General features: G+C 66.3%; 25 protein-coding genes. 20 read left to right on the forward strand and 5 right to left on the reverse strand.

All coding sequences use genetic code 11. The features are described from left to right. Positions 1 to 93: 93 nt before the first annotated feature. From ABDC78_RS25620 to ABDC78_RS25635, 4 genes are read left to right on the forward strand one after another with little or no spacing between them, the layout of a single operon-like run. On the forward strand, positions 94 to 1,524 hold the full coding sequence (locus ABDC78_RS25620) for an AMP-binding protein (RefSeq protein WP_178357156.1): 1,431 nt from the start codon (positions 94 to 96) through the stop codon (positions 1,522 to 1,524). Beyond that, positions 1,509 to 2,324 (forward strand): acyl-CoA dehydrogenase family protein, encoded by an 816-nt coding sequence (locus tag ABDC78_RS25625; protein ID WP_178357155.1) that lies wholly within the window; start codon positions 1,509 to 1,511, stop codon positions 2,322 to 2,324. Before ABDC78_RS25620 ends, ABDC78_RS25625 begins: the two co-directional genes overlap by 16 nt. Next, positions 2,311 to 3,408: an acyl-CoA dehydrogenase family protein gene (locus ABDC78_RS25630; protein WP_178357154.1), complete on the forward strand. Its 1,098-nt coding sequence runs from the start codon at positions 2,311 to 2,313 to the stop codon at positions 3,406 to 3,408. Before ABDC78_RS25625 ends, ABDC78_RS25630 begins: the two co-directional genes overlap by 14 nt. Further along, positions 3,409 to 4,176, forward strand: a complete 768-nt coding sequence (locus ABDC78_RS25635; protein ID WP_178357153.1) for an enoyl-CoA hydratase/isomerase family protein — start codon at positions 3,409 to 3,411, stop codon at positions 4,174 to 4,176. A 59-nt stretch (positions 4,177 to 4,235) separates the two neighbouring features. Here ABDC78_RS25635 and ABDC78_RS25640 read toward each other — a convergent pair whose 3' ends face one another. Then, the gene (locus ABDC78_RS25640; protein WP_178357152.1) at positions 4,236 to 4,985 is read right to left on the reverse strand and encodes an SDR family NAD(P)-dependent oxidoreductase; all 750 of its coding nucleotides are present in this window, start codon (positions 4,983 to 4,985) and stop codon (positions 4,236 to 4,238) included. Next, positions 4,982 to 5,746: an SDR family NAD(P)-dependent oxidoreductase gene (locus ABDC78_RS25645; RefSeq protein WP_178357151.1), complete on the reverse strand. Its 765-nt coding sequence runs from the start codon at positions 5,744 to 5,746 to the stop codon at positions 4,982 to 4,984. Before ABDC78_RS25645 ends, ABDC78_RS25640 begins: the two co-directional genes overlap by 4 nt. Before the next feature lie 105 nt (positions 5,747 to 5,851). Between ABDC78_RS25645 and meaB the strand changes: the two genes are divergently transcribed. Beyond that, positions 5,852 to 6,727, forward strand: a complete 876-nt coding sequence (meaB, locus tag ABDC78_RS25650; RefSeq protein WP_178357150.1) for a methylmalonyl Co-A mutase-associated GTPase MeaB — start codon at positions 5,852 to 5,854, stop codon at positions 6,725 to 6,727. On the opposite strand, the gene ABDC78_RS25655 is transcribed toward meaB, so the two are convergent. After that, positions 6,682 to 7,314: a TetR/AcrR family transcriptional regulator gene (locus tag ABDC78_RS25655; RefSeq protein ID WP_178357149.1), complete on the reverse strand. Its 633-nt coding sequence runs from the start codon at positions 7,312 to 7,314 to the stop codon at positions 6,682 to 6,684. The two genes, meaB and ABDC78_RS25655, sit on opposite strands and share 46 nt — an antisense overlap. A gap of 105 nt (positions 7,315 to 7,419) precedes the next feature. Here ABDC78_RS25655 and ABDC78_RS25660 point away from each other — a divergent pair, with 105 nt between their 5' ends. The 4 genes from ABDC78_RS25660 to ABDC78_RS25675 are packed head-to-tail and all read left to right on the forward strand — an operon-like array spanning position 7,420 to position 9,838. Next, the gene (locus ABDC78_RS25660) at positions 7,420 to 8,127 is read left to right on the forward strand and encodes a hypothetical protein (RefSeq protein ID WP_178357148.1); all 708 of its coding nucleotides are present in this window, start codon (positions 7,420 to 7,422) and stop codon (positions 8,125 to 8,127) included. Continuing rightward, positions 8,124 to 8,948, forward strand: coding sequence for a hypothetical protein (locus tag ABDC78_RS25665; RefSeq protein ID WP_178357147.1), 825 nt, complete (start codon positions 8,124 to 8,126; stop codon positions 8,946 to 8,948). Before ABDC78_RS25660 ends, ABDC78_RS25665 begins: the two co-directional genes overlap by 4 nt. After that, entirely contained in the window at positions 8,945 to 9,538 is a 594-nt protein-coding gene (locus ABDC78_RS25670; RefSeq protein WP_178357146.1) for a cytochrome c oxidase subunit 3, read from the forward strand. The genes ABDC78_RS25665 and ABDC78_RS25670 overlap by 4 nt, the downstream gene beginning before the upstream one ends. Before the next feature lie 3 nt (positions 9,539 to 9,541). Continuing rightward, positions 9,542 to 9,838 (forward strand): cytochrome C oxidase subunit IV family protein, encoded by a 297-nt coding sequence (locus ABDC78_RS25675; protein WP_178357145.1) that lies wholly within the window; start codon positions 9,542 to 9,544, stop codon positions 9,836 to 9,838. A gap of 13 nt (positions 9,839 to 9,851) precedes the next feature. Here the strand turns inward: ABDC78_RS25675 and ABDC78_RS25680 are convergent, their stop codons facing one another. Both ABDC78_RS25680 and ABDC78_RS25685 read right to left on the reverse strand, forming a co-directional pair. Then, entirely contained in the window at positions 9,852 to 11,477 is a 1,626-nt protein-coding gene (locus ABDC78_RS25680) for an FAD-dependent oxidoreductase (protein ID WP_178357144.1), read from the reverse strand. A 28-nt stretch (positions 11,478 to 11,505) separates the two neighbouring features. Then, positions 11,506 to 12,219 (reverse strand): helix-turn-helix domain-containing protein, encoded by a 714-nt coding sequence (locus tag ABDC78_RS25685; protein WP_178357143.1) that lies wholly within the window; start codon positions 12,217 to 12,219, stop codon positions 11,506 to 11,508. A 157-nt stretch (positions 12,220 to 12,376) separates the two neighbouring features. Between ABDC78_RS25685 and ABDC78_RS25690 the strand changes: the two genes are divergently transcribed. From ABDC78_RS25690 to ABDC78_RS25740, 11 genes are read left to right on the forward strand one after another with little or no spacing between them, the layout of a single operon-like run. Further along, complete coding sequence (locus ABDC78_RS25690; protein ID WP_178357142.1) at positions 12,377 to 13,243, forward strand: alpha/beta hydrolase; 867 nt, start codon at positions 12,377 to 12,379, stop codon at positions 13,241 to 13,243. Between the two features lie 28 nt (positions 13,244 to 13,271). Then, positions 13,272 to 14,975 (forward strand): bifunctional 3-(3-hydroxy-phenyl)propionate/3-hydroxycinnamic acid hydroxylase, encoded by a 1,704-nt coding sequence (locus ABDC78_RS25695; protein WP_178357141.1) that lies wholly within the window; start codon positions 13,272 to 13,274, stop codon positions 14,973 to 14,975. After that, a complete protein-coding gene (locus tag ABDC78_RS25700) occupies positions 14,923 to 15,843 on the forward strand; it encodes a 3-carboxyethylcatechol 2,3-dioxygenase (protein ID WP_256735841.1) in 921 nt (306 codons plus the stop codon). Before ABDC78_RS25695 ends, ABDC78_RS25700 begins: the two co-directional genes overlap by 53 nt. Beyond that, complete coding sequence (locus tag ABDC78_RS25705; protein ID WP_178357139.1) at positions 15,840 to 17,600, forward strand: FAD-binding protein; 1,761 nt, start codon at positions 15,840 to 15,842, stop codon at positions 17,598 to 17,600. Before ABDC78_RS25700 ends, ABDC78_RS25705 begins: the two co-directional genes overlap by 4 nt. Beyond that, a complete protein-coding gene (locus tag ABDC78_RS25710; RefSeq protein WP_178357138.1) occupies positions 17,597 to 18,913 on the forward strand; it encodes an LLM class flavin-dependent oxidoreductase in 1,317 nt (438 codons plus the stop codon). The genes ABDC78_RS25705 and ABDC78_RS25710 overlap by 4 nt, the downstream gene beginning before the upstream one ends. 2 nt (positions 18,914 to 18,915) lie before the next feature. Then, a complete protein-coding gene (locus ABDC78_RS25715) occupies positions 18,916 to 19,755 on the forward strand; it encodes a coniferyl-alcohol dehydrogenase (RefSeq protein WP_178357137.1) in 840 nt (279 codons plus the stop codon). A 2-nt stretch (positions 19,756 to 19,757) separates the two neighbouring features. After that, entirely contained in the window at positions 19,758 to 20,756 is a 999-nt protein-coding gene (locus tag ABDC78_RS25720) for a cyclase family protein (protein WP_178357136.1), read from the forward strand. Positions 20,757 to 20,764: 8 nt separating this feature from the next. Continuing rightward, complete coding sequence (locus ABDC78_RS25725) at positions 20,765 to 21,355, forward strand: NADPH-dependent FMN reductase (RefSeq protein ID WP_178357135.1); 591 nt, start codon at positions 20,765 to 20,767, stop codon at positions 21,353 to 21,355. Continuing rightward, positions 21,352 to 22,176 carry an alpha/beta fold hydrolase gene (locus ABDC78_RS25730; RefSeq protein ID WP_178357134.1) on the forward strand — a complete coding sequence of 275 codons (825 nt, stop codon included), beginning with the start codon at positions 21,352 to 21,354 and terminating at the stop codon, positions 22,174 to 22,176. Before ABDC78_RS25725 ends, ABDC78_RS25730 begins: the two co-directional genes overlap by 4 nt. Beyond that, positions 22,173 to 23,000, forward strand: a complete 828-nt coding sequence (locus ABDC78_RS25735) for an SDR family oxidoreductase (RefSeq protein ID WP_178357133.1) — start codon at positions 22,173 to 22,175, stop codon at positions 22,998 to 23,000. Before ABDC78_RS25730 ends, ABDC78_RS25735 begins: the two co-directional genes overlap by 4 nt. Before the next feature lie 52 nt (positions 23,001 to 23,052). Next, positions 23,053 to 23,706, forward strand: a complete 654-nt coding sequence (locus ABDC78_RS25740; protein ID WP_347133228.1) for a helix-turn-helix domain-containing protein — start codon at positions 23,053 to 23,055, stop codon at positions 23,704 to 23,706. The last annotated feature ends 1 nt before the right edge of the window (position 23,707 follow it).

Here is a 23,707-nt window from a genome sequence, read left to right on the forward strand (position 1 = left end):
TCGGTCATGTGACCCTCTTTCGACATTGTCATTCTGATAATAGGAGAATACTATTCTCCTGAACAAACGCTAGTCCTCTCGCACACATCATCCATGACTTCCGGAAGGGGCGCGCGCGACGTGAGTGAGCCGATGGCGCTCGCCTTCGAGGATCGGGAGTACACCCTGACCGACCTCGACGCGCTGGCCGACGGGATGGCTCTGGTGCTCGCAGAGCGCGGCGTCGGCCCGGGCAGCCGGGTCGCGGTGATGTCGTCGAACCGTCCGGAGTTCGTGGTCGCACTGCGCGCGATCTGGCGACTGGGCGCCGCCGCGGTGCTGTTGAGCCCCGCCTGGAAGCAGGCCGAGGTCAGCCATGCGTTGTCGCTGACCACGGCGTCGCACGCGGTCGGCGACCACCCGGTGCTCGCCGAGTTGATGCCGATGGTGCACCTGGACGACCCGATCACACCGGCACACCGTGGGGCTGAAACGGTCGACGTCAGCACCGACGGCGACGCGGTCTTCGTGTTCAGCTCCGGAACCACGGGCATGCCCAAGGCGGTGCGTCACACGCACGCGTCGTTGGCGGTCGCGGTGCGTCACTGGCGTGGCGCACTGCAGTTGTCGGCAACCGACCGGATGCAGGTGATGACGCCGCCGTCTCACATCCTCGGTCTGCTCAACATCGTGACGGCGCTCGACACAGGGACCTGGATCCGGCTGCACTCCCGCTTCGACATCGACACGATGCTGCGCCACATCGAATCCGACCGCATCACCATCGAGATGGCGGTCGCCCCGATCGCGCTGGCGCTGTCCGCGCACCCGCGTCTGGAGTCCTACGACCTCTCGTCGCTGCGGTACATCATGTGGTGTGCCACCCCGGTCACACAGAGTGTGGCCGAAGCCGTCACCGAACGCTCCGGCGTCCCGTGGGTCACCGCATACGGGGCCAGCGAATTGCCGGTCATCTCGTGCAACACGATCGAGGGCGCGCGGCTGGACACCGTCGGCCGGCCGGTGCCCGGGGTCCAGGTGCGGACCGTGTCGCTGGACAGCGGCGAGGCGCTGGAGGTCGGAGCCGAAGGGGAGATCCAGGTGCTCTCGGAGTCGGTGATGGCCGGCTATCTGCCTGTCGACACGACCGCCGAGATGTTTGCCGACGGTTGGTACCGCACCGGCGATGTCGGTTACCTCGACCGGGACGGGTGGTTGCGGATCACCGACCGCGCCAAGGAGATGATCAAGGTCCGCGGATTCCAGGTCGCGCCTGCCGAGATCGAGGCGGTGTTGCACGGGCACCCCGCCGTCGCGGACTGCGCGGTCTTCGGGGTGCCCGACGGGGCCAATGGCGAGGCCGTGGTGGCCGCCGTGAGACCCGTCATGACTGTGGATCCCGACGTGCTGGTCTCGCTGGTCGCGGACCGGTTGGCGTCCTACAAGCGCCTGAGTCGAGTGTTCTTCGTGTCCGAGATACCCCGTCTGCCGTCGGGGAAGGTATTGCGCCGAGTGCTGAAGGAGCGTCTGTGGACGTCCGTCTGACAAGTGAACAACAACAGTTGAGGGAAGCCGCGGCCAAGCTGGCCGACGACCTCGGTCCGGGGTCGGTCGCCGATCTCGACGACGAGAGTCGGGTGACGCGGCTGGAGAAAGCCGTGGACGCCATCGGCTTCCGGACACTGCGCTCCGACGGTGCCTCCGGTGTCGAGGTCGCAATCGTCGCGGAGGAGTTCGCCCGCGGTCTGGTCGACGCGCCGTTTCTCGGTCCGCTGCTCAGCGACGATCTGAATCGTCGGCTCGGTCACGAATCGGATTCAGCCGCTGAGGTGTTCGAATCGGTGGACCTGACGGGAAGCCTGGCCGGAGTGGTCGAGTCGCCGACCGGGCTCAGCGATCTCTCCGAGGAGGACGCGGACCGGTGGCGCGCGCTCGCGCTGACTGTGACGTGCGCCGACCTGGTGGGCGCCGCGCGCGGCACCCATGCGCTCGCGTGCGAATACGCCAAGGTCCGCGAGCAGTACGGTGCCACCATCGGTTCCTACCAGGCGGTGGGGCATCTGCTGGCCGAGGCGCTGGCTCTGATCGAGGGATCGATCAGCGTGTCACGCCACGCCGCGTGGGCAGTCGACGAACTACCCGTCGCCGAGGCGCTCGAGGCCGCGCGCGTCGCCAAGATCTACTGCGCGCGTGCGGCGTTGACCGTGTGCGAAACATCGATTCAGGTGCACGGCGGCATCGGCAACACCTGGGAATGCCTGGCGCACGTGTATCTACGCCGGGTGCTGGCCGCCACCGAGACCTGGCCCGTGAAGTTGGAGGAGTTGACCATTGGACTTTCGTGATTCCACCGAGGAGGCCGCGTTCCGCGACCGGTTGCGCGGTTGGCTGACCGAGCAGAAGGGCAAGTTCCCGACCTCGGGTGACGAGTACTGGGCCAAAGCAGGCGAGTGGCACCAGGCGCTGTTCGAGGCCGGATTCTTCGGCACGTCATGGCCCAAGGAGTACGGCGGCCAGGACCTGCCGCCGGTGTACGACGTGATCGTCGACGAGGAGATCGCGAAGGGCGGCGCGCCGGCCCGCCCGAGTCTGGGTTACCTCGTCGTCGGGTTGAGCCACCACGGCAACGAGGAACTGCGACAACGGTTTCTGCCGGGAATGATCAACGGCACCGAGCGGTGGTGTCAGGGTTTCAGCGAACCCGGTGCCGGGTCGGATCTGGCGTCGCTGACGACGACCGCCACCCGAGACGACTCCAACCCCGATGAGTACGTGATCCACGGGCACAAGATCTGGACGAGCTACTCCGACGTCGCCGACTGGTGTCTGGTGCTGGCGCGCACGGATAAAAACGTGCCCAAACACAAAGGCATCTCGGCGTTCATCGTCTCGATGCACCAGCCCGGGATCGTGCAGCGACCACTGAAGATGATCAGTGGGGTCACCAAAGAGTTCGGCCAGGTCGAGTTCGACGGCGCCAGGGTGTCCGCCGACAACATGGTCGGCGCGCCGGGCGACGGCTGGAAACTCGCGATGACCGTGGTCAGCCATGAGCGCGAACCCTCGACGTTGGGGTTCTCGGCGCGCTACGGCAAGCTGGTGCGCCAGTTGGCCTCTCGCTCCGAGGGCGCGGCACCGGATGAGCTGTCGTGGGCCTGGGTGCAGACCGAGATGCTGCGGTTGCACGTGCGCAGGCGACTCTCCGAACAACTCGACGGACTGACGCACGGACCGCAGGGTTCGCTGGACAAGCTGCTGATGACGTGGGTCGAGCAGTCCGTCGGCCATGCGACGCTGGCCACCCTGGGCACCAGGGATCCGGAACTGTTCGACGCCTACATGTACAGCCGCGCCCAAAGCGTGATGGGTGGAACGTCGCAGATCCAGAAGAACATCATCGCTCAGCGGATTCTCGGGTTGGGAGCCTAAATGTACGACATGCCAGATGAAATCGATGTCCGCGCCGAGGGTGGCCTGCGGATCATCACCCTCAACCGGCCCGATGAGCTCAACGCCGTCAACGACGCGCTGCACGTGGGACTGGCGAAGGTGTGGGAGGCGCTCAACGAGGACGCCGACGCGCGGGCCGCGGTGATCACCGGTGCGGGGCGGGCGTTCTCGGCAGGCGGTGACTTCAACTACCTCGACGAACTTCGTGGCAACGAGGCCCTGCGCCAGAAGACGATCAAGCACGGCCGCGACCTCGTTGTGGGTATGGTGCGGTGCCGCATCCCGGTGATCGCCGCGGTCAACGGTCCGGCGGTGGGTCTCGGTTGCAGCCTCGCCGCCCTGTCCGACATCGTCTACATCGCGGAGAACGCCTTCTTCGCCGATCCGCATGTCCAGATCGGTTTGGTCGCCGCAGACGGCGGCCCGCTGGTCTGGGGTTCGCAGATCAGCCTGTTGCAGGCCAAGGAGTTCGCGTTGACCGGGGTGCGGATCAAAGCCCAACGGGCGGTCGAACTCGGTCTCGCGAACCACGTCGTCGCCGATCCACTGGCCGAGGCGACCGCGTGTGCGAAGAAGATCCTGGAGTTGCCGCAGCAGGCCGTCGAGGCCACCAAGCGGCTGATGAACATCCAACTGGAGCGGTCGGTGATGGCCTCGCTGGACTACGCCAACCTCGCGGAGTACGTGTCGTTCGGCACCGCCGACTTCAACAAGATCGTCGACGGCCTGATCGCCAAGCAGACGTAACCTCGCCCCGCGGAATAGCATTCCTGGTCGTCAGAGCGTGAGATTCACAGCCCGGAACGCTATTCCGCGGCGACGGATTCCGAGCGTTGGATGGTGCCGGTGATGCCGCCGGCGTCCTGGCGCGCAAGCAGCAGCGCGGCCTCGGCCATCGCTTCGGGCGGTTCGACCATCTCGGGCGGGATCTCGAGCCCGCCGCCGCCGGCCTGCCAGCCCTCGGTCAGCACCACCCGGGACGGGCTCAGGCAGTTCACCGCGATGTTGTCGGGCTTCAGATCGGCCGCCAGCCCGAGGTAGAGCCGTTCGGCGGCGGCCTTGGACACCCAGTACGCGTTGGCGCCGTGGTCGGTCATCGCGACGCCGGTCGTCGTCACAGCGATCAACGACCCGCCACCGCGGGCACGCACATGCGGGATCACGGCTTTGGTGACCAGGAAGACGCCGGTGGTGTTGACGTCGAGGCACAGCTTCCACCGCTTCAGCGGGGTGGATTCGATCGGACCGAGCCACAGCACACCCGCGTTCGCGACGAGGATGTCGATGCCGCCGAACTCGGCGACGGTCGCGGCGACCGCGCTGTCGACGGATTCCTCGCTGGTGACGTCGCACGCCACCGGCAGCGCCCGGCCACCCGCGGCGATGATGCGGTCGGCGACCGATCCGATGGTGCCCGGCAGCCTGCCCTGCTCTTCAGAGCGGGCCGCCACGGCCACCGAGGCGCCCGCCCCGGCCAGCGCACACGCGATGGTGGCGCCGATGCCGCGGCTGGCCCCGGCGACGAACGCGACCCGGCCGGATAGGACGCCTGTCACCTGGGCGGAAACCGCAGCGCACCGTCGAGGCGGATGATTTCGCCGTTGAGATAGTCGTTTTCGATGATGCTCTGCGCGAGTTGCGCGTACTCCGTCGAGCGCCCCATTCGCTTGGGGAAGGGCACCTGCGGGGCCCAGTACTGCTCGAGCTGGTCGGCCGCCTTTCCGTATGCGGGGGTGTTGATGGTCCCCGGCGCGATGGTGACGACACGAATGCCCAGCGGCGACAGGTCACGCGCGGCGACGAGCGTCATCCCCAGCACACCGCCCTTGGCCGCGGCGTAGGGGAGCTGCCCGATCTGGCCCTCGTAGCCCGCGATGGACGCGGTATTGATGATCACGCCGCGGGCACCCTCGTCGAGCGGCTCCGATCTGGCGATCGCAGCGGCCGAGAGCCGCATGATGTTGAACACCGCGGTGAGGTAGAACTCGATGGTGGTCTTGAAACCCTCGAGATCCAACGGCGATCCGTCCTTGCCGACGAGACGCCCGCCGCTGGCGGGGCCGCCATGCGTGTCGACGGAGATACGCAGCGGAGCAAGCGATTCCGCCTCGGCGATCGCTGCGTTGACAGACTCCTCCGAGGTGGCGTCGGTGCGGAGGTAACGCACGCCGAGTTCGGCTTCGAGGGCCTTGCCCTTGTCGTCGGCCATGTCGGCGACGACGACTTTGGCGCCCGCCGCGTGCAGCCGTCGCACCGTCGCTTCGCCCAGTCCTCCCGCGCCGCCGACGACCAGGGCCGAACTACCGGTGATCTGCATGTGCGTCCTCCTTGAAACTGACACTCTCAGTGAGAGAGAATAGCATTCTCAATATCGGTATCAAGGTGTGAACAGTGAGGAATCCCGCTGCGTAATCTGTCTGGAGTGACCATCGACGAGCTCATCGCGGCAGCGGTGGCCGGCTCGGCCAGGGCGACCGGCCGACTGCTCACCCTGGTGGAGGGTCCACGTCGGCACGATGTGCTCGATGCGTTGGGAGACGTCGTCCCGGCGCGGGTGGTCGGCATCACCGGACCGCCCGGCGCCGGAAAATCGACGACGGTCGGCGCCCTGGTGGGCGCGTACCGGGCCAAGGGGCTGCGGGTGGCGGTGCTCGCCGTCGATCCGTCCTCGCCCTACAGCGGTGGCGCGCTGCTGGGTGACCGGATTCGGATGGCCGCCCACATCAACGATCCCGACGTGCTGATCCGGTCCGTGGCGGCGCGCGGGCATCTCGGCGGCCTCGCCGCAGCCGTGCCCGCAGCCATCAGACTCCTGACCGCGCTGTCCTATGACTTGGTCGTCCTCGAGACCGTCGGAGTCGGGCAGTCAGAGATCGAGATCGCGGCGGTCGCCGAGCCGACCGTGGTGATCCTGAACCCCGGCGCCGGCGACGCGGTGCAGGCCGCCAAAGCGGGGCTTCTCGAGGTGGCCGACATCGTCGTCGTGAACAAGGCCGACCGTGACGGTGCCGACCAGACGGTGCGTGACCTGCATGCAGAGACCGAGGCCCCGATCCTCAAACTTGTTGCCGCACAGGGTGAGGGCATCGTCGAACTGGTCGACGCGATCGACGCGTACCATCGCAGCGACACGGCGCCTCGGCGGATCGCCCGTGCGCGTTCTCAGATTCTGTCGTTGGCGCAGACGCGGTTGCGCAGCCACCCGGATCTGGAGCGACTGGCGCAAGCGGTCGCCGACGGCCGCGACGATCCCTACACCGCCGCGGAGCGACTCTTCGGTTCTCCTGCCGAATCCTGACCCGAGCCAGGCAGATCCAGCATGCGGCGCGTCATCTGCGTCAACTGGGCGCGGAGCGTGGGCGCGTCGAAGTCGGCGATGAGAGGGTGCATGACCGCGACGCTGATCGCGCTCGACAGCATTGCCGCGTGGAAGCGTGCCTCGACACCGGCCTCGGTGCCCAGCAGTGCGGCGTAGAGGCGCTCGATGAATCGTTGGAACGGTTCGTGTTCGGCCTGCAGGCGGATGATCACCGGATCGAACTGCAGCACGCTGACCACCCCGCGGCGTTCGATGGCCTGGTCGATCATCCGGTCGAGGAGAACTTCGCGCGCCTGTACCGGGTGCCCCGCGGCCTCAGCAGCTTCGACCGCATCCTCCAGTGTGGCCATCTCCCGCTCGGTGATGGCGACGACGATCTCTTCCTTGGTCTTGAACTGCCGGTAGACGGCGGCCTTCGTCACGCCCATCGCGTCGGCGATCATCTGCAGAGACGTTCCGCTGACGCCGTGCTCGGCGATCAATTTCAACGCTGCGTCGAGCACCCTGGTCTGCGCGGCGGTGCGCGTGATCTCGCTGAACCTGCGATCTTGCTGTGCGGAGGTCACATTGCTGAGCCTAGCTCCTCAGCTGTTGACCCCGCGGTTGCCGATCGGCTACTTTCGCAGTTGCCGATCGGCAACCAACCGCTGAGGACGATAGAGGGCGCGACGATGAGACGCACGGATGGCGAACTGATCCTGTTCTGGACATTGCCCGTGGTGGCCGTCATCTGGGTATCGGCGTTTCTGCTCTTTCCGGGATTCGTGCACCCGATGTCGCCAACCATGCCGGCCGAGGAGGTCGCCGCCTTCTATCGCGATGAGACCGCGCGGATCCGGTACAGCATGATCCTGTTCAACTGGTTCGGGGTCGGATTGATACCGCTGTTGATGCTGTTGGTGATTCAGGTCCGGCGGATGGCTCACCGGACGCCGATCCTGTCCTACAGTCTGCTGGCCTGTGCCGGCGGTCCGCCCTGCCTTTTCCTGATTGCCAACATGTTCTGGTTGTTGGGAGCCTTCCGACCGGACCGAGCTCCGGAGTTGACGCAAATGTTCAACGATCTCGCGTGGCTGACGTTCACGATTCTTGTTCCGTACCTGATCGCGCAATGTTTGTTGCTGGCGCTGGCGATTTACTGGGATCAACAGCCTCGACCCGTCTTCACATTGTGGGTCGCACACTTCAATGTTGTTGTCGCGGTGGCCCTGATGCCCGCCGCCTTCACCGCGCTTGCGATGCGCGGGCCTCTCGCGTGGGACGGCATGTTGTCGTTCTGGACCAAGAACGTTGCTATCACTGTGTGGATCGTCGTCATGGGAATCGTTGTTGGCCAAACTATCCGGCGACAGCGCGCACAGGACGGGGTCGCTGTATGAACAGACCGGCGTTCGACGTGACGCTGCCCATCGGCTCGACGCTGAGTCGACTGGTGTGGAACATCCGCCACCACCCGAAGAGGGAACTGTGGTTCGCCTGGTGGGTGATGGTGGTCTTCTACCAGTTGTGGGGCGTGTTGTTCTTTGTGGTCACGCGCGTACAGCCGCCCCCGAGTCCTGCCTGGGACACCCCCACGGTGGTGCGGTGGATCAATGATCATCAGTTCGGCATTCTCGCTGGGTTCGGTGTGGTGTTCCTGATCTCGGGAATGTGCGCGCCGATGAACGCGCTGCTGGCCTACTCGATGCGTCGCATGTCGGTGAGTCCTGTATTCGCGTACTCGTATCTGGTCATGTACGCGCTCAGCGCCATCCCTGGCATGCTGGTGATGGCCATCGCGATGACCGTTGGTGCCCTGCGGACGGACCGCGACCCGCAACTGATCCAGTGGCTTTTTGATTTCGCGTTCCTGTCGTTCAGCGGAACCATGGGCGTGTTCTTGATCGGTTCCCTGGTCTGGATGGTGGCCGTTCTGATCGACAAGAACCGGGTGTTCCCGAAGTGGTTCGGCTACCTCAATCTGTGCAACGCGCTGACCGAGGTTGTCGTGGCGCCCGCCTGGATTTTCGACCGCGGCGTCTTCGCGTGGAACGGCGCGATCGCCTGGTGGATCAACATGGTCGTGTTCGGGATCTACACCGGGGCCTTCATCGTGCTGTTGCGCAGGATGATCGAACGTGAAGATTTTGGTGCAGGCCCGCTGCCGGACCATCCGCCCGCAGGAAACCCGGAGGCGTCGACTGTGGGTGCAGTTCGATGACGAACCTCGCCGGTCCGAAGATGAAAAGGCGGGACCAGAAGCCACATTTCATCCCTGGGCAGCCGGACATGTGGGCGTTTGTGCTCTTCGAGTCACTGCTCTTCACCGGCTACTTCTCGGTCTATCTCTTTTCCCGCACCCAGAACGAGGAGCTGTTCCTCCAGTCGCAGGCCGACCTGGATCTGCGTTTCGGGGTGTTCAACACAATCGTTTTGCTGCTGAGTTCCTGGGCGATCGCGCGATGCGTCCAAGCCTCCCGCGAGGGAGCGTATCGGTCTGCGCTGACCAGCGCCTTTCTGACCGTTTTCTTCGGTGTGGTCTTCCTCGTCGCCAAGGTGGTCGAGTGGGTCAAGGAGATCCACATCGGGAACACCTTCACCAGTGATGAGTTCTTCCAGCACTACTTCTTCCTGACCTCGATCCACTGCCTGCATGTGTTGATCGGCTTTGTGGTGCTCGGGGTCGTCATCTATCGACTGTGGAGCCCCGCCAGGCGGTCCCAGGAGATTGTCGAGACAGGCGCAACGTATTGGCACACTGTCGATTTCCTGTGGGTGCTCATATTCGCGTTGCTCTACATTGTGAGGTGAACTGTGGGTGTCACATTCAGCAAAAGACTTTTGATCGCCTGGCTGACGCTATCGGCGATGACTCTGGTGTACGTCTGGATGGATCACAGCGTAGACACCGCCGAAACGTTGCGGGCCAGTCCCGTTGTCACCGTGAGCGCCATTGTGATCGCCCTGATAAAGATGCGCATCATCCTGCGAGAGTTCATGGAAGTGCGTCACGCGCCGATATGGCTGCGTCGACTGACCGACGGGTGGGTCATGCTCATCGCGACGCTACTGATCGGCACCTACATTGTCGGCTCAACGATCGTCGGTTAGCGCAACTGGGCAGCTAGGAGTCGCGCCAGGACACCGATGTGCCGGTGGCGACGGCGTGGCCGGCCCGGTAGCCGAACACCATGGCCGGACCGAGGGTTCCGCCCGCGCCGCCGTAGGCCTTCCCGGTGGCGCCGGCCATGGCGTTGCCCGCGGCGAACAGACCGGTGATCGCGGTGCCGTTGACGTGGAGGACGCGGCCGTCGCGGTCGGTTCGTGGGCCGCCTTTGGTGCCCATCGCGCCGATGGACACCGGTACCGCGAAGTACGGGGCGGTGTCGATGGGGCCGAGGGTCCTCCCGGCGGGGGTGGTCGCCTTGTCATCGCCCCAGTACCCGTCGTATGCGCTTGCGCCGCGGCCGAACTCGGGATCGACGTCCCCGGCGACGGCGGCGTTCCACGCGTGCAGCGTCCGTCTCAGGCCGTCGGCGTCGATCCCGGTCTTGTCGCTGAGTTCGTCGAGATCGGTGGACTGGCAGAACCAATCGGGGATGGGTCCGTCCGGATCGACTCCGAGGAAGCCGTAGTGCTTGAGGTGCAGCGAGTCGAACACGATCCAGGCCGGGTCGTTGGCGTACCCGAGTCTGGGGTCCAGGAAGTGGAACGGACCCGCCATCGAGTTGTACTCGCCCGCCTCGTTGAGAAACCGGTTGCCGGCCCGATTGACGATGATGCTTCTCGGGCGGGTGCGCTCGAGTCGGACGCTGCGGCTGCGGGGGTGGCCGTTGAAGGTGTCGCCGGGGATCTGCACGATGGGAACCCACCACGCCTCGCCCATGTTGGCCAGGTCGGCGCCGTGCGCCATCGCCATCCGCAACCCGTCGCCGGTGTTGGTGGGTGGGGAGACCGCACCGCGCATCGGGCCCCGCAGATACGCCTCGACCAGACGTTCGTCCCACTCGAAGCCGCCGGTGCCCAGTACCACGCCGTGGCGCGCGCGCACCTGGAACTCGCTGTCACCCTGAGCAATTCGCACCCCGACGATCCCCAGCGGATCAGCGATCAGCTCGACGGCACGCGAATCGGTCTGGGGGACCACGCCCGCATCGAGCAGACCCTTCAACAGCCCGGCGATCAATGCCGTCCCGGCCACGCAGAAGTCGCCCGACATGTCCTCGACAGAGGCGTGGATGCGGGCACGTGTCTCGGCGTCGATGCCGACGTTGCTGAAATCGGCCGGGAAGGAGGTGATTCGGTTGCTCCAGGCGCCGAGCCGCGACAGGTCGAAGGGCCGGGCGTTCAGTGACCGTCCGCCTGCGGGTCGACCGCCGGGTAGTTCCGGCTTGTAGTCCGGGAACCCTGCGGCAACCTCGAACTCGAGCTCGCTGTGCGCCTCGACGAAGTCGAGCATCGCCGCCCCGGTGCCGACAAACGTCTCCACCAGTTCGTCGTCCATGTAGCCGAGGGACTGGGCGCGCAGGTAGGCCATCGCATCCTCGGCGGTCAGCTCACCTTCAGAGGACCGGCGGTGGGCGGGAATCCACACGATCCCGCCGGACACCGCGGTCGTCCCGCCGACAGTCGCCGCTTTCTCGTACACCGCCACCGAGGCGCCGTTGGCCGCCGCGGTCAGCGCCGCGGTCAGCCCCGCGCCGCCACTGCCGAGCACGACGACATCGACGTCGTGGTCCCAATCGGTCACCGCTGTCTCCCTCCGGTCGTTCCCGCCCTCAGCTGAGGAGGGCCGATAATTCGTTGGCCGCCTTGATGACTGAGTCGCGACCTTCTACGACGACGTCTTCACGATGTGAGATCAGGTTGATGCACGTGGGCGGCGACGGCGGCCTGCGGCGCACCGGCACCGCCAGGCCGAAGGTGTTGGGTTCGATCTCGCCGTGGGTGATCACCCAACCCTGCTGGCGGGCCAGCGGCACGAGCGGGCGCTCTGCGGGACGTGGCGCCATGCTCGCCAGTAGCGCGATGCCGGCGGCGCCACGCTCGAGCGGGTACCGGCTGCCCTCGTGGAACGACAGTTGGTAGAAGACGTTGGTGGGGACCATCACCGCAACCGCGACCTGCTGATCGCCCTCGGCCACCAGCAGTGACACGGTGGTGCCGAGTTCGTCGGCGAGACCACGCAGGGTCGGCACACACAGCTGGCGGACGTTGTTGTCGAACGAAGCGCCGAGCACGGCCAGTGCTGCCGCGGACCGGTACCGACCGTCCTCACCTTTGGCGATGAACCGGAACTGGGCCAGCGTGCTGAGGAGTCGGTAGGCGATCGTGCGGTGCACCCCGATGTCGTCGGCGACCTGGGTGACGGTCAGCCCCGCCGGTGAATTGGCGACCAACTGCAGAGCGCTCAGACCCCGGGCGAGCGTCTGCGATCCGGGTGCACCGGGGGTCGCCGCAGGTGTCCCCGGTTCGACAAACGGTCGAGTCATACGGGCCTTCCTTGACAGGCGCACTCATGAGAGTGATGCTCTGACTATAGTGCACGTAGATGTGCGATAAATGAGCAGAGTGCTTACAACATACGAGAATTCGATTCTCGCCGTCAAGGCCTGAGGCGAGGCCCGACCACACGGAAAGGGGTGCGGGGTGGCGGAGTTCGAGAGCGTGTGGAGCGACCTTCAGGGTGTCGCGTTCTCCCAGGGGTATCTCGACGCCGGCGGAGTCCGTACCCGCTACCTGCACGCCGGTGACCCGCACAGTCCTGCGCTGGTGCTGCTGCACGGGTCGGGGGGCCACGCCGAGGCCTATGTCCGCAATCTGCAGGCGCACGCCGAACACTTCTCGACCTGGTCGATCGACATGCTCGGCCACGGGTACACCGACAAGCCGGGACATGACCTCGAGATTGCGCACTACGTCGATCATCTGGTCGCGTTCCTCGACGCGATCGGCGCCGAACGCGCCGACATCAGCGGTGAGTCGCTGGGTGGCTGGGTCGCCGCCCGCATCGCGGTGGATCACCCAGAACGGGTGCGGCGCCTGGTGCTCAACACCGCCGGCGGCTCGCAGGCCGATCCCGAGGTGATGAAGCGGATCGTCAGTTTGTCGATGGCCGCGGCAGAGGATCCGACGTGGGAAACGGTGCAGGCACGCATCAAATGGCTGATGGCCGACAAGTCGAAGGACTACGACGACATCGTCGCCAGTCGGCAGCGCGTCTATCGGCAACCCGGGTTCGTCTCCGCGATGAAAGACATCATGGCGCTGCAGGATCCGCAGATCCGCGCGCGCAATCTGCTCGGCCCCGACGAGTACGGCGCGATCACCGCGCCCACCCTCGTGTTGTGGACCAGCGACGATCCGACCGCCGATGTCGACGAGGGTCGCCGCATCGCCTCGATGATCCCCGGCGCCCGGTTCGAGGTGATGCCGGGTTGCGGGCACTGGCCGCAGTACGAGGACCCCAAGACATTCGACCGGCTGCATCTGGACTTCCTGTTGGGGGTGCGATGAGCACCCACGCGCCGAACCGAGTGCGCCGATGACAACCCACAACGACGTCGACGTCGTCATCGTCGGGGCCGGGCCCTCCGGACTGACCCTGGCGAACATCCTTGGCCTGCAGGGTGTTCGCACTCTGGTGGTGGAGGAGCGCGACACCCTGATCGACTATCCCCGGGGGGTCGGCCTCGACGACGAGGCGCTGCGCACCTTCCAGTCGATCGGACTGGTGGATCGTGTGCTGCCGCACACCGTGCCGAATCAGATCCTGCGCTTCTTCGATGCCAAGCGCCGGCTGCTCGTCCAGATGGCCCCGCCCGACGCCCGATTCGGCTGGCCCAAGCGAAACGGCTTCGTCCAGCCCATGGTCGATGCTGAATTGTGCCGTGGCCTCGATCGATTCGATCATGTCGAGGTCCGGTTCGGTCGGCAGATGCAGACGTGCGTGCAGACCTCGGACGGCGTGACGGTGCAGTTCAGCGACGGCCGGGATCCGGTACGCGCCCGCTACCTGGTGGGCTGCGACGGCGGCCGCAGCGTCACGCGGCGCCTGATGGGTGTGTCGTTCGACGGCACCACGTCATCCACGCGCTGGCTCGTCGTCGACGTGGCCAATGATCCGCTGGGCCACCCGAACAGCGAGGTCGGGGCGGACCCTCGGCGACCCTATGTCTCGATCTCCATCGCGCACGGCATCCGGCGCTTCGAGTTCCTGATCCATCCCGACGAATCGGACGAGTTGGCCGACGATCCGGCCTTCGTCAGACGCATGCTCGCGCAACTGGTTCCGCATCCCGAGCGCGTCGACATGATCCGCCACCGGGTGTACACGCACCACTCACGGATCGCCGGCTCCTTCCGGGAGGGCCGACTCCTGCTGGCCGGTGACGCCGCGCACCTGATGCCGGTGTGGCAGGGCCAGGGTTACAACAGCGGAATCCGGGATGCCGCCAATCTCGGCTGGAAGTTGGCCGCAGTGGTGACCGGGCAGGCCGGCGAAGCGCTGCTCGACACCTACGACGTCGAGCGTCGCAAGCACGCGCGCGCCATGATCGACCTGTCGACGATGGTGGGCCGGGTCATCTCGCCGACGAATCGACGGATAGCTGCGTTGCGGGACCGTGTCATTCACGCCGCGTCGGTGGTGCCGTCGCTGAAACGGTATGTGCTGGAGATGCGGTTCAAGCCGATGCCGCGATACCAGCAGGGCGCGGTCCATCATGCGGACGCTGCGGGGCCCGGGGTGAGCTCGCCGACAGGCACGCTGTTCATCCAGCCGCGCGTGGACACCCGCGATCGGCAGAACGTGCTCCTCGACGACGTGCTCGGCTCGGGATTCGCCGTGCTGTGCTGGAGCAACAATCTGCGCGCTGTTCTCGGTGATGCCGCATTCGACCGGTGGAAAGCGCTGGGGGCGAGGTTCGTCGAAGCACGGCCGATGACCCAGTTGCACTGGACCGGACATGACGACGCCGATGTCACGACCGTCGGGGACCGCTCGGGTGCACTCAAGTCATGGTTCGACGTGTACACCGATTCGGTGCTGTTCATCCGACCCGATCGGTGTATCGCCGGGGCGTGCATCGCTCAGCGCGCACCAGAGATGTCGGAGGCGCTTGTCGACGTACTCCATCTGACCCAGGGAGGAGGCTCCGATTCGAATGGCCACGACTCAGATCGCGCTGTGCTGCATGTCGCACAGTCCGCTACTGAATCTTCCGGGACCGTCGCAGGAACTCCTTGACGACATCGGGTCGGCGATCGCCAACACCCGGGAGTTCGTGGCCGCCTTCGATCCCGAGCTTGTCGTCACGTTCTCCCCGGACCACTACAACGGCTTCTTCTACAACGTGATGCCGCCGTTCTGCATCGGCACCGCCGCCGAGGGTGTGGGTGACTACGGCACCTACCGGGGAGCTCTCGACGTGCCGGCGGGCCTGGCGACCGACTGTGCCCGAGCAGTTCTCGATGCCGGGGTCGATGTCGCCATCTCTGCGGCGATGCACGTCGACCACGGCACGGTGCAGCCGTTGGAGAAGCTCTTCGGCGATGCCGTGGCCAAACCGGTGATCCCGGTGTTCATCAATTCGGTGGCGACTCCGCTGGGCCCGATGCACCGGGTCCGCGCGCTCGGCGCCGCCGTCGGCGCACATCTGTCCGGCCTGGGCAAGCGGGTGCTGGTGATCGGGTCCGGCGGTCTGTCCCACGATCCGCCGGTGCCGACGCTGGCCACCGCGCCGCCGGCCGCGCTGGATCGGATCGTGCACGGCAAGCCCATGACAACCGAGCAGCGGCAGGCCCGCCAGGTGGCGGTGATCGATGCCGCGCGCGAATTCGCCTCGGGCAGGGGCGGCCTGGCTCCGCTCAATCCCGAATGGGATCAGGCTTTTCTGGACCTCGTCGACACCGGGAGGCTGGACGAGGTCGACGCCTGGGACAACAACTGGATGGCGGCGCAGGCGGGGAACTCCGCACACGAGGTCCGGACCTGGGTGGCGGCGTTCGCCGCACTGGCTGCACAGGGGAGCTACCGCACCAACGATCGCTTCTACCGCGCTGCGCCGGAGTTGATCGCGGGTTTTGCCATCAGGACGGCGGTGAGCACGCCATGAGCCCGGCAACCGATCCGGATTTCGACCACGTCACCGACGTTCTGGTGATCGGTTCCGGTGGCGGCGGGATGACGGCCGCGCTGGCCGCCGATGCCGCCGGACTCGACACGCTGGTGGTGGAGAAGTCCGCCCACTTCGGCGGTTCGACAGCGCTGTCCGGTGGTGGGATCTGGGTGCCGGGTGCGCCGTCGCAGCGGCGCGCGGGTCACGTGCCCGACCCCGACGACGTGTTCACCTACCTCAAGGAGATCACCGGCGGTCTGGTGAGCGACGCCCGGCTGCGCATGTACGTCGATGCCGCCCCGGAGATGATGGAGTTCCTCGAGAAGCTCAGTCCGTGGCTGGAGTTCGTGTGGAAACCCGGCTACGCCGACTACTACCCGGAAGCCCCCGGAGGCTCCGCGCTGGGCAGCACGATCAACGTGGAGGCCATCGACCTGCGCGTGTTGGGCGACGAGGAGCAGAACCTGCTGGCGCCGCTCGCTCTGGCCCCCAGGGGAATCTGGTTCGGTCCCAAGGACTTGCGGCTGTTCTACCAGGTTCGGCAGTCGTGGCGCGGCAAGGCGGTGCTGGTGAAGCTGATCTGGCGGATGGTCCGGGCGCGGGTGTTCGGCGACCGGATGGCCGCGATCGGCCAGTCGCTCGCGGCGCGGCTGCGGCTGGCGATGAAGCAGCAGGACATCCCGCTGTGGCTCGGCTCTCCGATGACGGAGTTGATCACCGACGTCGACGGTGCGGTGATCGGTGCGGTGGTCGAAAAGGACGGACGCGTAGTCCGGATCAGGGCTGCCCGTGGTGTCGTGATCGCCAGCGGCGGCTTCGACCACGACATGCAATGGCGTTCCGAGCACCTGCCGGAGGTCGAGAAAGACTGGAGCTTCGGCAATCCCGCCGCCATGGGTGACGGGATCCGGGCCGGAGAGAAGGTGGGCGCCGCCACCGAACTGCTCGACGAAGCCTGGTGGTTCCCGGCGATCTGCTGGCCGGACGGTCGGCTGCAGTTCATGCTCAACGAGCGCATGATGCCCGCGCAGTTCGTCGTCAACGGTGCCGGCGAGCGATTCATCAACGAGGCGGCGCCCTACATGGACTTCGCCCACGCCATGATCGACGGACAGCGCTCCGGCGTGACCCACATCCCGTGCTGGCTCGTCACCGACATCCGGTCCTTCCACCGCTACGTCGTCGCCGGGCATCTGCCCATCCCGAAGATCCCGTTCGCACCGGTGCCCACCGGTCGGAAGGTGCCCGCGGCCTGGTTGGAGTCGGGTGTGGTGAAACAGGGCGCCACGTGGGAGGAACTGGCCGATCAGATCGGGGTGCCCGGAGCCCGATTGCGGGCCACCGCAGAGCGATTCAACCAGCTGGCCCGCGCAGGCCACGATGACGACTTCCGTCGCGGTGAGAGCGCCTACGACAACTACTACGGCGATCCGACACTGTCCAACCCGAACCTGCACCCGCTCGGGGAGCCGCCGTACTACGCATTCCAGATCATCCTGGGTGATCTCGGCACGTCGGGAGGGTTGAGCACCGACGAGTTCGCCCGAGTGCTGCGGTCCGACGACAGCGTCGTGGGTGGGCTCTACGCCGTTGGCAACGCGTCCGCCGCCGTGATGGGGCGCAGCTATGCGGGTGCGGGCGCAACCATCGGACCCGCCATGGCCTTCGGGTACGTGGCCGCCAGACACATCGCCGATTCAACCCAGATCCAGCCACCGGTCTTGCCGGATCGTCAAGGAGGTAAACAGAAGTGAAGATTTCGCTGTTCTACGAGTTCCCGTTGCCCCGGCCCTGGTCGGAGGACGACGAACACCAGCTGTTCCAACATGGATTGGACGAGGTGGAACTCGCTGACAAGGCCGGGTTCTCCACCGTCTGGCTCACCGAGCACCACTTCCTCGAGGAGTACTGCCACTCCACCGCACCCGAGATGTTCCTGGCCGCAGCCAGCCAGCGCACCAAGGACATTCGGCTCGGTTTCGGGGTCATGCACCTTCCGCCCCCGATCAACCACCCCGCGCGGATCGCCGAGCGGGTCGCCACACTGGACCATCTGTCCAACGGCCGCGTGGAATTCGGAACCGGTGAAGGGTCCTCGGTCGCCGAACTCGGCGGTTTCGACATCGACCCGGCCGACAAGCGCGCGCAGTGGGAAGAAGCACTCGAGGTCTCCATCCGGTGCATGACCGAGGAGCCGTTCACCGGGTTCAAGGGCGAGCACGTCGAGATGCCCGCCCGAAATGTGATCCCCAAACCTCTGCAGAAGCCGCACCCGCCGGTCTGGGTCGCGTGCACCCGGCCATCGTCGGTTCAGATGGCCGCCCAGAAGGCCATCGGCGCACTGAGTTTCGCGTACACGGGCCCGGAGGCGCTCAAGGACCGGGTGGACGGCTACTACGCAGAGTTCGAGGAGAAGGGCACCCCGATCACCCCGGCGATCAACCCGAATCTGCTGGCGATCGGTGGCGACCTGTCGATGATGGTGGCCAAATCAGACGACGAGGCGCTCAAACGGCTCGGCATCGGTGGCGGTTTCTTCTCGTTCGGGATCATGCACTACTACCTGACCGGCATGCACACTCCCGGCCGTACCAAGGTGTGGGAACGCTACGAAGCGGCCGTCAAGGAGGACCCGACGCTGGCCTACGGACCGGGGCGCGGTGCGATCGGCTCGCCGGACACGGTCCGGGAGTTCCTGCGCGGTTATGAAGCCAGCGGCGTGGACGAGATCATCCTGCTGCTGAACCCGCGCAGCCACGAGGGCACGATGGAGTCCATCGAGATCATGGGCAGGGAGATCCTGCCCGAGTTCATCGAGCGTGACGCGAAAGCGGTCGCAGACAAGGCCAAACGTCTCGAGCCGGTGATCGAGAAGGTCGAGGCGCGACGGCAGGACTGGGACGCACCGCTGTTCGACGAGACCTACGAATTCGGCGGGCTGCCCACCGGCCGCGGTGGCAAGTTCACCGCCGGCGAGATCCCCGAGGCGATGGCGGAGATCAACGAAGGCAGGGTCAAGGCCGCGCAAGCGGAGAAGGACGCCAAGGCCAAGCAAGCCGCGAGCTGAGCGTGACCACCCTCGACCGGCTGGTCCGCTACGACGGAAAGCATGTCGTGGTCACCGGCTGCGCCTCGGGCATCGGCGCGCAGCTGGCGCACCAACTCCACGATCTCGGCGCACGGGTGACGGGTCTGGACCGCTGCGCTCCGGCTGAATCGCATTCTGCGGTAGACGAGTTCGTCGCGGTCGACCTGGCGGATCCCGGCTCGGTCGACGCGGCCGCCGCCACCGTGGACGGCCCCGTCGACGTGCTCTTCAACGTGGCCGGGGTGTCCTCGGGCATCGGGGATCCGGTCCAGGTCGTCCGGATCAACTTCCTGGGAATGCGGCAGTTCACGGAGGCGCTCGTGGGCCGGATGGTTTCCGGTTCAGCGATCTGCAACGTGTCCTCGTTGGCGGCGGCGTCGTACCGGGAGAACGCCCACACCACCCAGGGCCTGCTCGATACAGACTCGGTCGACGCCGGATTAGCCTGGTGCGCTGACAATCCGGACGCGCTCGCCGATGGCGGCTACCGCCTCTCCAAGGAGGCGATCATCCTCTACGGAATGCGGCGCGCCTGCGACCTGGGTTCCCGGGACATCCGGATCAACTGCACCGCTCCCGGGGTCACCGAGACCCCGATACTCGACCAGTTGCGGTCCGCCTATGGACAGCAGTATCTGGACTCGTTCACCGCGCCACTGGGCCGGGTGTCGACCGCCGAGGAGCAGGCCGTGGTGCTGGCGTATCTGGGTAGCCCTGCTGCCGGGTACATCACCGGGCAGGTGCTGTGGACCGACGGCGGTATTCTCGCGGAGCGATTGTCCACCGGCATTCGCACTGCCCAACTGGCCCAGGGGAGCTGATCATGGCCGGTAGCATGACCGACTTCCGGCAGATGGCGGACGAGGTGCGCAACTGGGGCCGCTGGGGCGACGCCGACGAGGTCGGCACGCTCAACCTCATCACGGCCGACAAGGTCGCCGAGGCGGCGGCAATGGTCAAGAAGGGCAAGGTCATCTCCCTCGGTGGCGACTTCGGCTCGGCGGGCCCGCAGGGCGCGTTCAAGTTCCGGCAGAACCCGGTCCACGTGATGACCGTCGACGGTGGAGACGCGTCGACACTGGTCCGGTACGGCCCGGCATGGTTGCGTAACGCGGTGGCCGCCGACGTCAGCGCCTTCTTCGCCGACAACCCGTTCCGCTTCAACGACGACATGATCGTGATGCCGCTGCAGGCCGCCACCCAGTGGGACGCCCTGTCGCATGTCTATTACGAGGACAAGCTCTACAACGGCTTCCCCGCCGATTCGGTGACCAGCTTCGGCGCCTTCCACTGCGGTATCGAAAAGGTCGACGCCAAGGGCATCACGTCGCGGGGTGTGCTGCTCGACGTGGTGGCGCACCGCGGTCTCGAGACGTTCTGTGAGCCCGGTACACCGATCACGCCGGCCGAACTCGATGAGATCGCCGCCCGGCAGGGTGTGGAGATCCGTTCGGGCGACATCATCGTCGTGCACACCGGATGGTGGACGCGCTTCCTGTCCACCGGTGACGGTGCGGAAGCCGGCTCCGGCCTGGACTGGACGTGTGCGTCATGGCTGCACAGGCACGACGTCGCTGCCGTGGCTGCGGACAACCTGATGGTCGAGGATCCCGATCCGGCCCAGGGCGTCGAGGGCACGTTCCTGCCGATGCACATGTTGTGCCTGCGCGACATGGGGCTGATGCTCGGCGAGTACTGGGACCTCGGCCCGTTGGCGGCCGACTGCGCCGCAGACGGCGTCTACGAATTCCAGCTCATCGCGTCGCCGCTGAAGGTTGTCGGTGCGGTGGGAGCCCCTGTCAGTCCGATTGCGATCAAGTGAGTGATGAATTGACCAGTATCAGAACACCGTTCATCGTCGGTCTCGGCGGAACGCTGCGAGCGAACTCGTCGACTGAACGCGCGTTGCGTCTCTGCCTGGAATCGGTCGAGCGCCAAGGGGGACGAACCCGGCTGTTCGCGGCCGAGGACCTCGACCTGCCGATGTACGCACCACACGAACTGAACCGCACACCGCGCGCGCTCGAACTGGTGACGGCCCTGCGGGATGCCGACGCGGTCGTCGTCGGCTCACCGGGGTACCACGGCGCGGTGTCCGGGCTGGTGAAGAACGCGCTCGACTACATCGAGGACCTCCGGGAGGACCCGCGCGTCTACCTCGACAACACGCCGTGGGGCTGCATCAGCTGCGCCTACGGCTGGCAGGCGGCGGTCGGCACGCTGACCCAGTTGCGGGGCATCGGGCACGCGCTGCGGGCCTGGCCGACGCCGCTGGGTGTGGCCATCAACTCCGCCGAGAACGTCTGGGATCCGTCGGGTGGGCTCGCCGACTCCGACCAGGGCGCCGCCGTCGGCACTCAGCTCGACCTGCTGGCCACCCAGCTGCTGGCGTTCGCGGGGACCGCGAAGGCGACGGCGTGACCGATCGGCACACTGTGCTGGTCGACGGCCTGCTCACCAGTTACCTGGAAGCGGGACAAGGTGATCCGATCGTCCTGCTGCACGGAGGCGAGTTCGGGGCCGACGCGGCGATCGGATGGGAGCACACCGTCGACGCGCTGGCCGCCCGCCATCGTGTGCTCGCTCCCGACATGCTCGGGTTCGGTGGATCGGCCAAGGTGGTGGACTTCACCGATGGGCGGGGCATGCGGATCAGACACATCGCGCGCTTCTGCGAGGTGATGGGTATCGAGGCCGCGCACTTCGTCGGTAACTCGATGGGCGCCGTCAACATGCTCGTCGATGCCACATCGGATTCCCCTCTGTTGCCTGCCCGCAGTCTGGTGACGATCTGCGGCGGTGGGGACATCCAGCGCAACGAGTACGTCGGTGCGCTCTACGACTACGACGCCACCGTGGCCGGCATGCGCCGGATCGTCGAGGCCCTGTTCTTCGACCCGTCGTATCCGCAGGACAAAACCTACGTGCAGCGTCGCTACGAGTCGAGTATCGCTCCCGGTGCGTGGGAGTCGTTGGCGGCAGCACGCTTTCGCCGTCCCGGCCTGGATGCGCCGTCGACGCCGAGCAGCGCGCGGGCCTACGACCGCATCACCGTCCCGGTCCTGGTGGTGGAGGGGCAGGGCGACAAACTGCTGCCTGCGGGGTGGTCGGCCCAGATCGCCGCGCAGATTCCGCACGGCCGTGCCGCGGTGATCGAGGATGCCGGTCACTGTCCGCAGATCGAGCAACCCGAGGCCGTCAATGCGCTGCTGCTGGACTTCTTCGAAGGGATCCTCCAATGACTGAACTCGCAGGCAAGGTCGCGATCGTCACCGGCGGTGCCTCCGGTCTGGGCGCCGGTCTGGTGCGACGGTTCGCGGCCGAGGGCGCAAAGGTGGTGTTCTGCGATCTCGACGGCGACAGCGGTACGGCATTGGCGACCGAACTCGGCGCCGACGCACTGTTCGTCGAGGCCGATGTGTCCGACATCGATCAGGTGGCCCGACTGGTGGCGACGGCCGTCGACCGTTTCGGGGGTCTGCAGGTGATGGTCAACAACGCCGGGGTGTCGGGCACCATGCACCGGCGCCTGTTCGACGACGACCTCGCCGACTTCCACAAGGTCATGTCGGTCAATCTGTTGGCGGTGATGGCCGGTACCCGCGACGCCGGTCGGCACATGGCCGAGAACGGCGGCGGCTCGATCATCAACCTGACCTCGATCGGCGGCATTCAGGCCGGTGGCGGGGTGATGACCTACCGTGCGTCGAAAGCGGCGGTCATCCAGTTCACCAAGTGTGCGGCAATCGAGTTGGCGCACTACGAGGTTCGTGTGAATGCGATCGCTCCGGGCAACATCCGCACCGCAATCGTGCGCAAGTCGGCGGCCGGGGAGGATCTGGAGAAACTCGAGCAGTTCGAGGCGAAGATCCGCCAGCAGATGCGCGACGACCGGCCGCTCAAGAGGGAGGGCACCGTCGACGACGTCGCCGAGGCGGCTCTCTACTTCGCGACGGACCGGTCGCGTTACGTGACCGGCACCGTGCTGCCGATCGATGGCGGCACCGTCGCCGGCAAAGTCCTCGTCCGCAGGTCCGCGAAGTCCGACGCACCGACTCCGGGATGATTCTTTAAATCAGTCGCTTGACTTAGCCAGTGTGACCGGGTTCACTGAAGGGGTGACCACAGCCCGCAGCGTGCGCGCCGATCGCGCCACCGGTACGCAAGAGGCGATCCTGAAGGCAGCTGAGCGTCTCTACGCGGAACACGGTGTGTTTGCCGTGTCGAACAGGCAGGTCAGTGAAGCGGCGGGGCAGGGCAACAACGCGGCCGTCGGATACCACTTCGGTACCAAGACCGATCTGGTGCGTGCGATCGAGCACAAGCATCGACTGCCGATCGAGGAGCTCCGGGAACGGCGCATCGCCGACATCGGCGACTCGACACAGATGCGGGACTGGGTCGCCGCGCTGGTCTGTCCGTTGACCGATCACCTTGCCGCGCTGGGCAATCCGACGTGGTACGCGCGCTTCGCCGCGCAGGTGATGACTGATCCCGCCTATCACAACATCGTCGTCAAAGACGCGTTGTCGTCACCGTCGCTGGTCCGGGTGCTCGACGGGATCAACACCTGCCTCCCGGATCTTCCCGTCGATGTCCGGATCGAGCGCAACATCATGGGACGCAACCTGCTGATGCACAGCTGCGCCGATCGCGAACGGCTGCTGGCACAGGGGTCTCCGGTCGCCCGGACGTCATGGCAGGCCGCCGCGTCGGGCCTGATCGACGCCATCGTCGGACTCTGGCACGCCCCCGTCACGGTGTTGCCCTGAC

This window comes from Mycobacterium sp. DL (genome assembly GCF_039729195.1).
Classification (GTDB): Bacteria; Actinomycetota; Actinomycetes; order Mycobacteriales; family Mycobacteriaceae; genus Mycobacterium; species Mycobacterium hippocampi_A.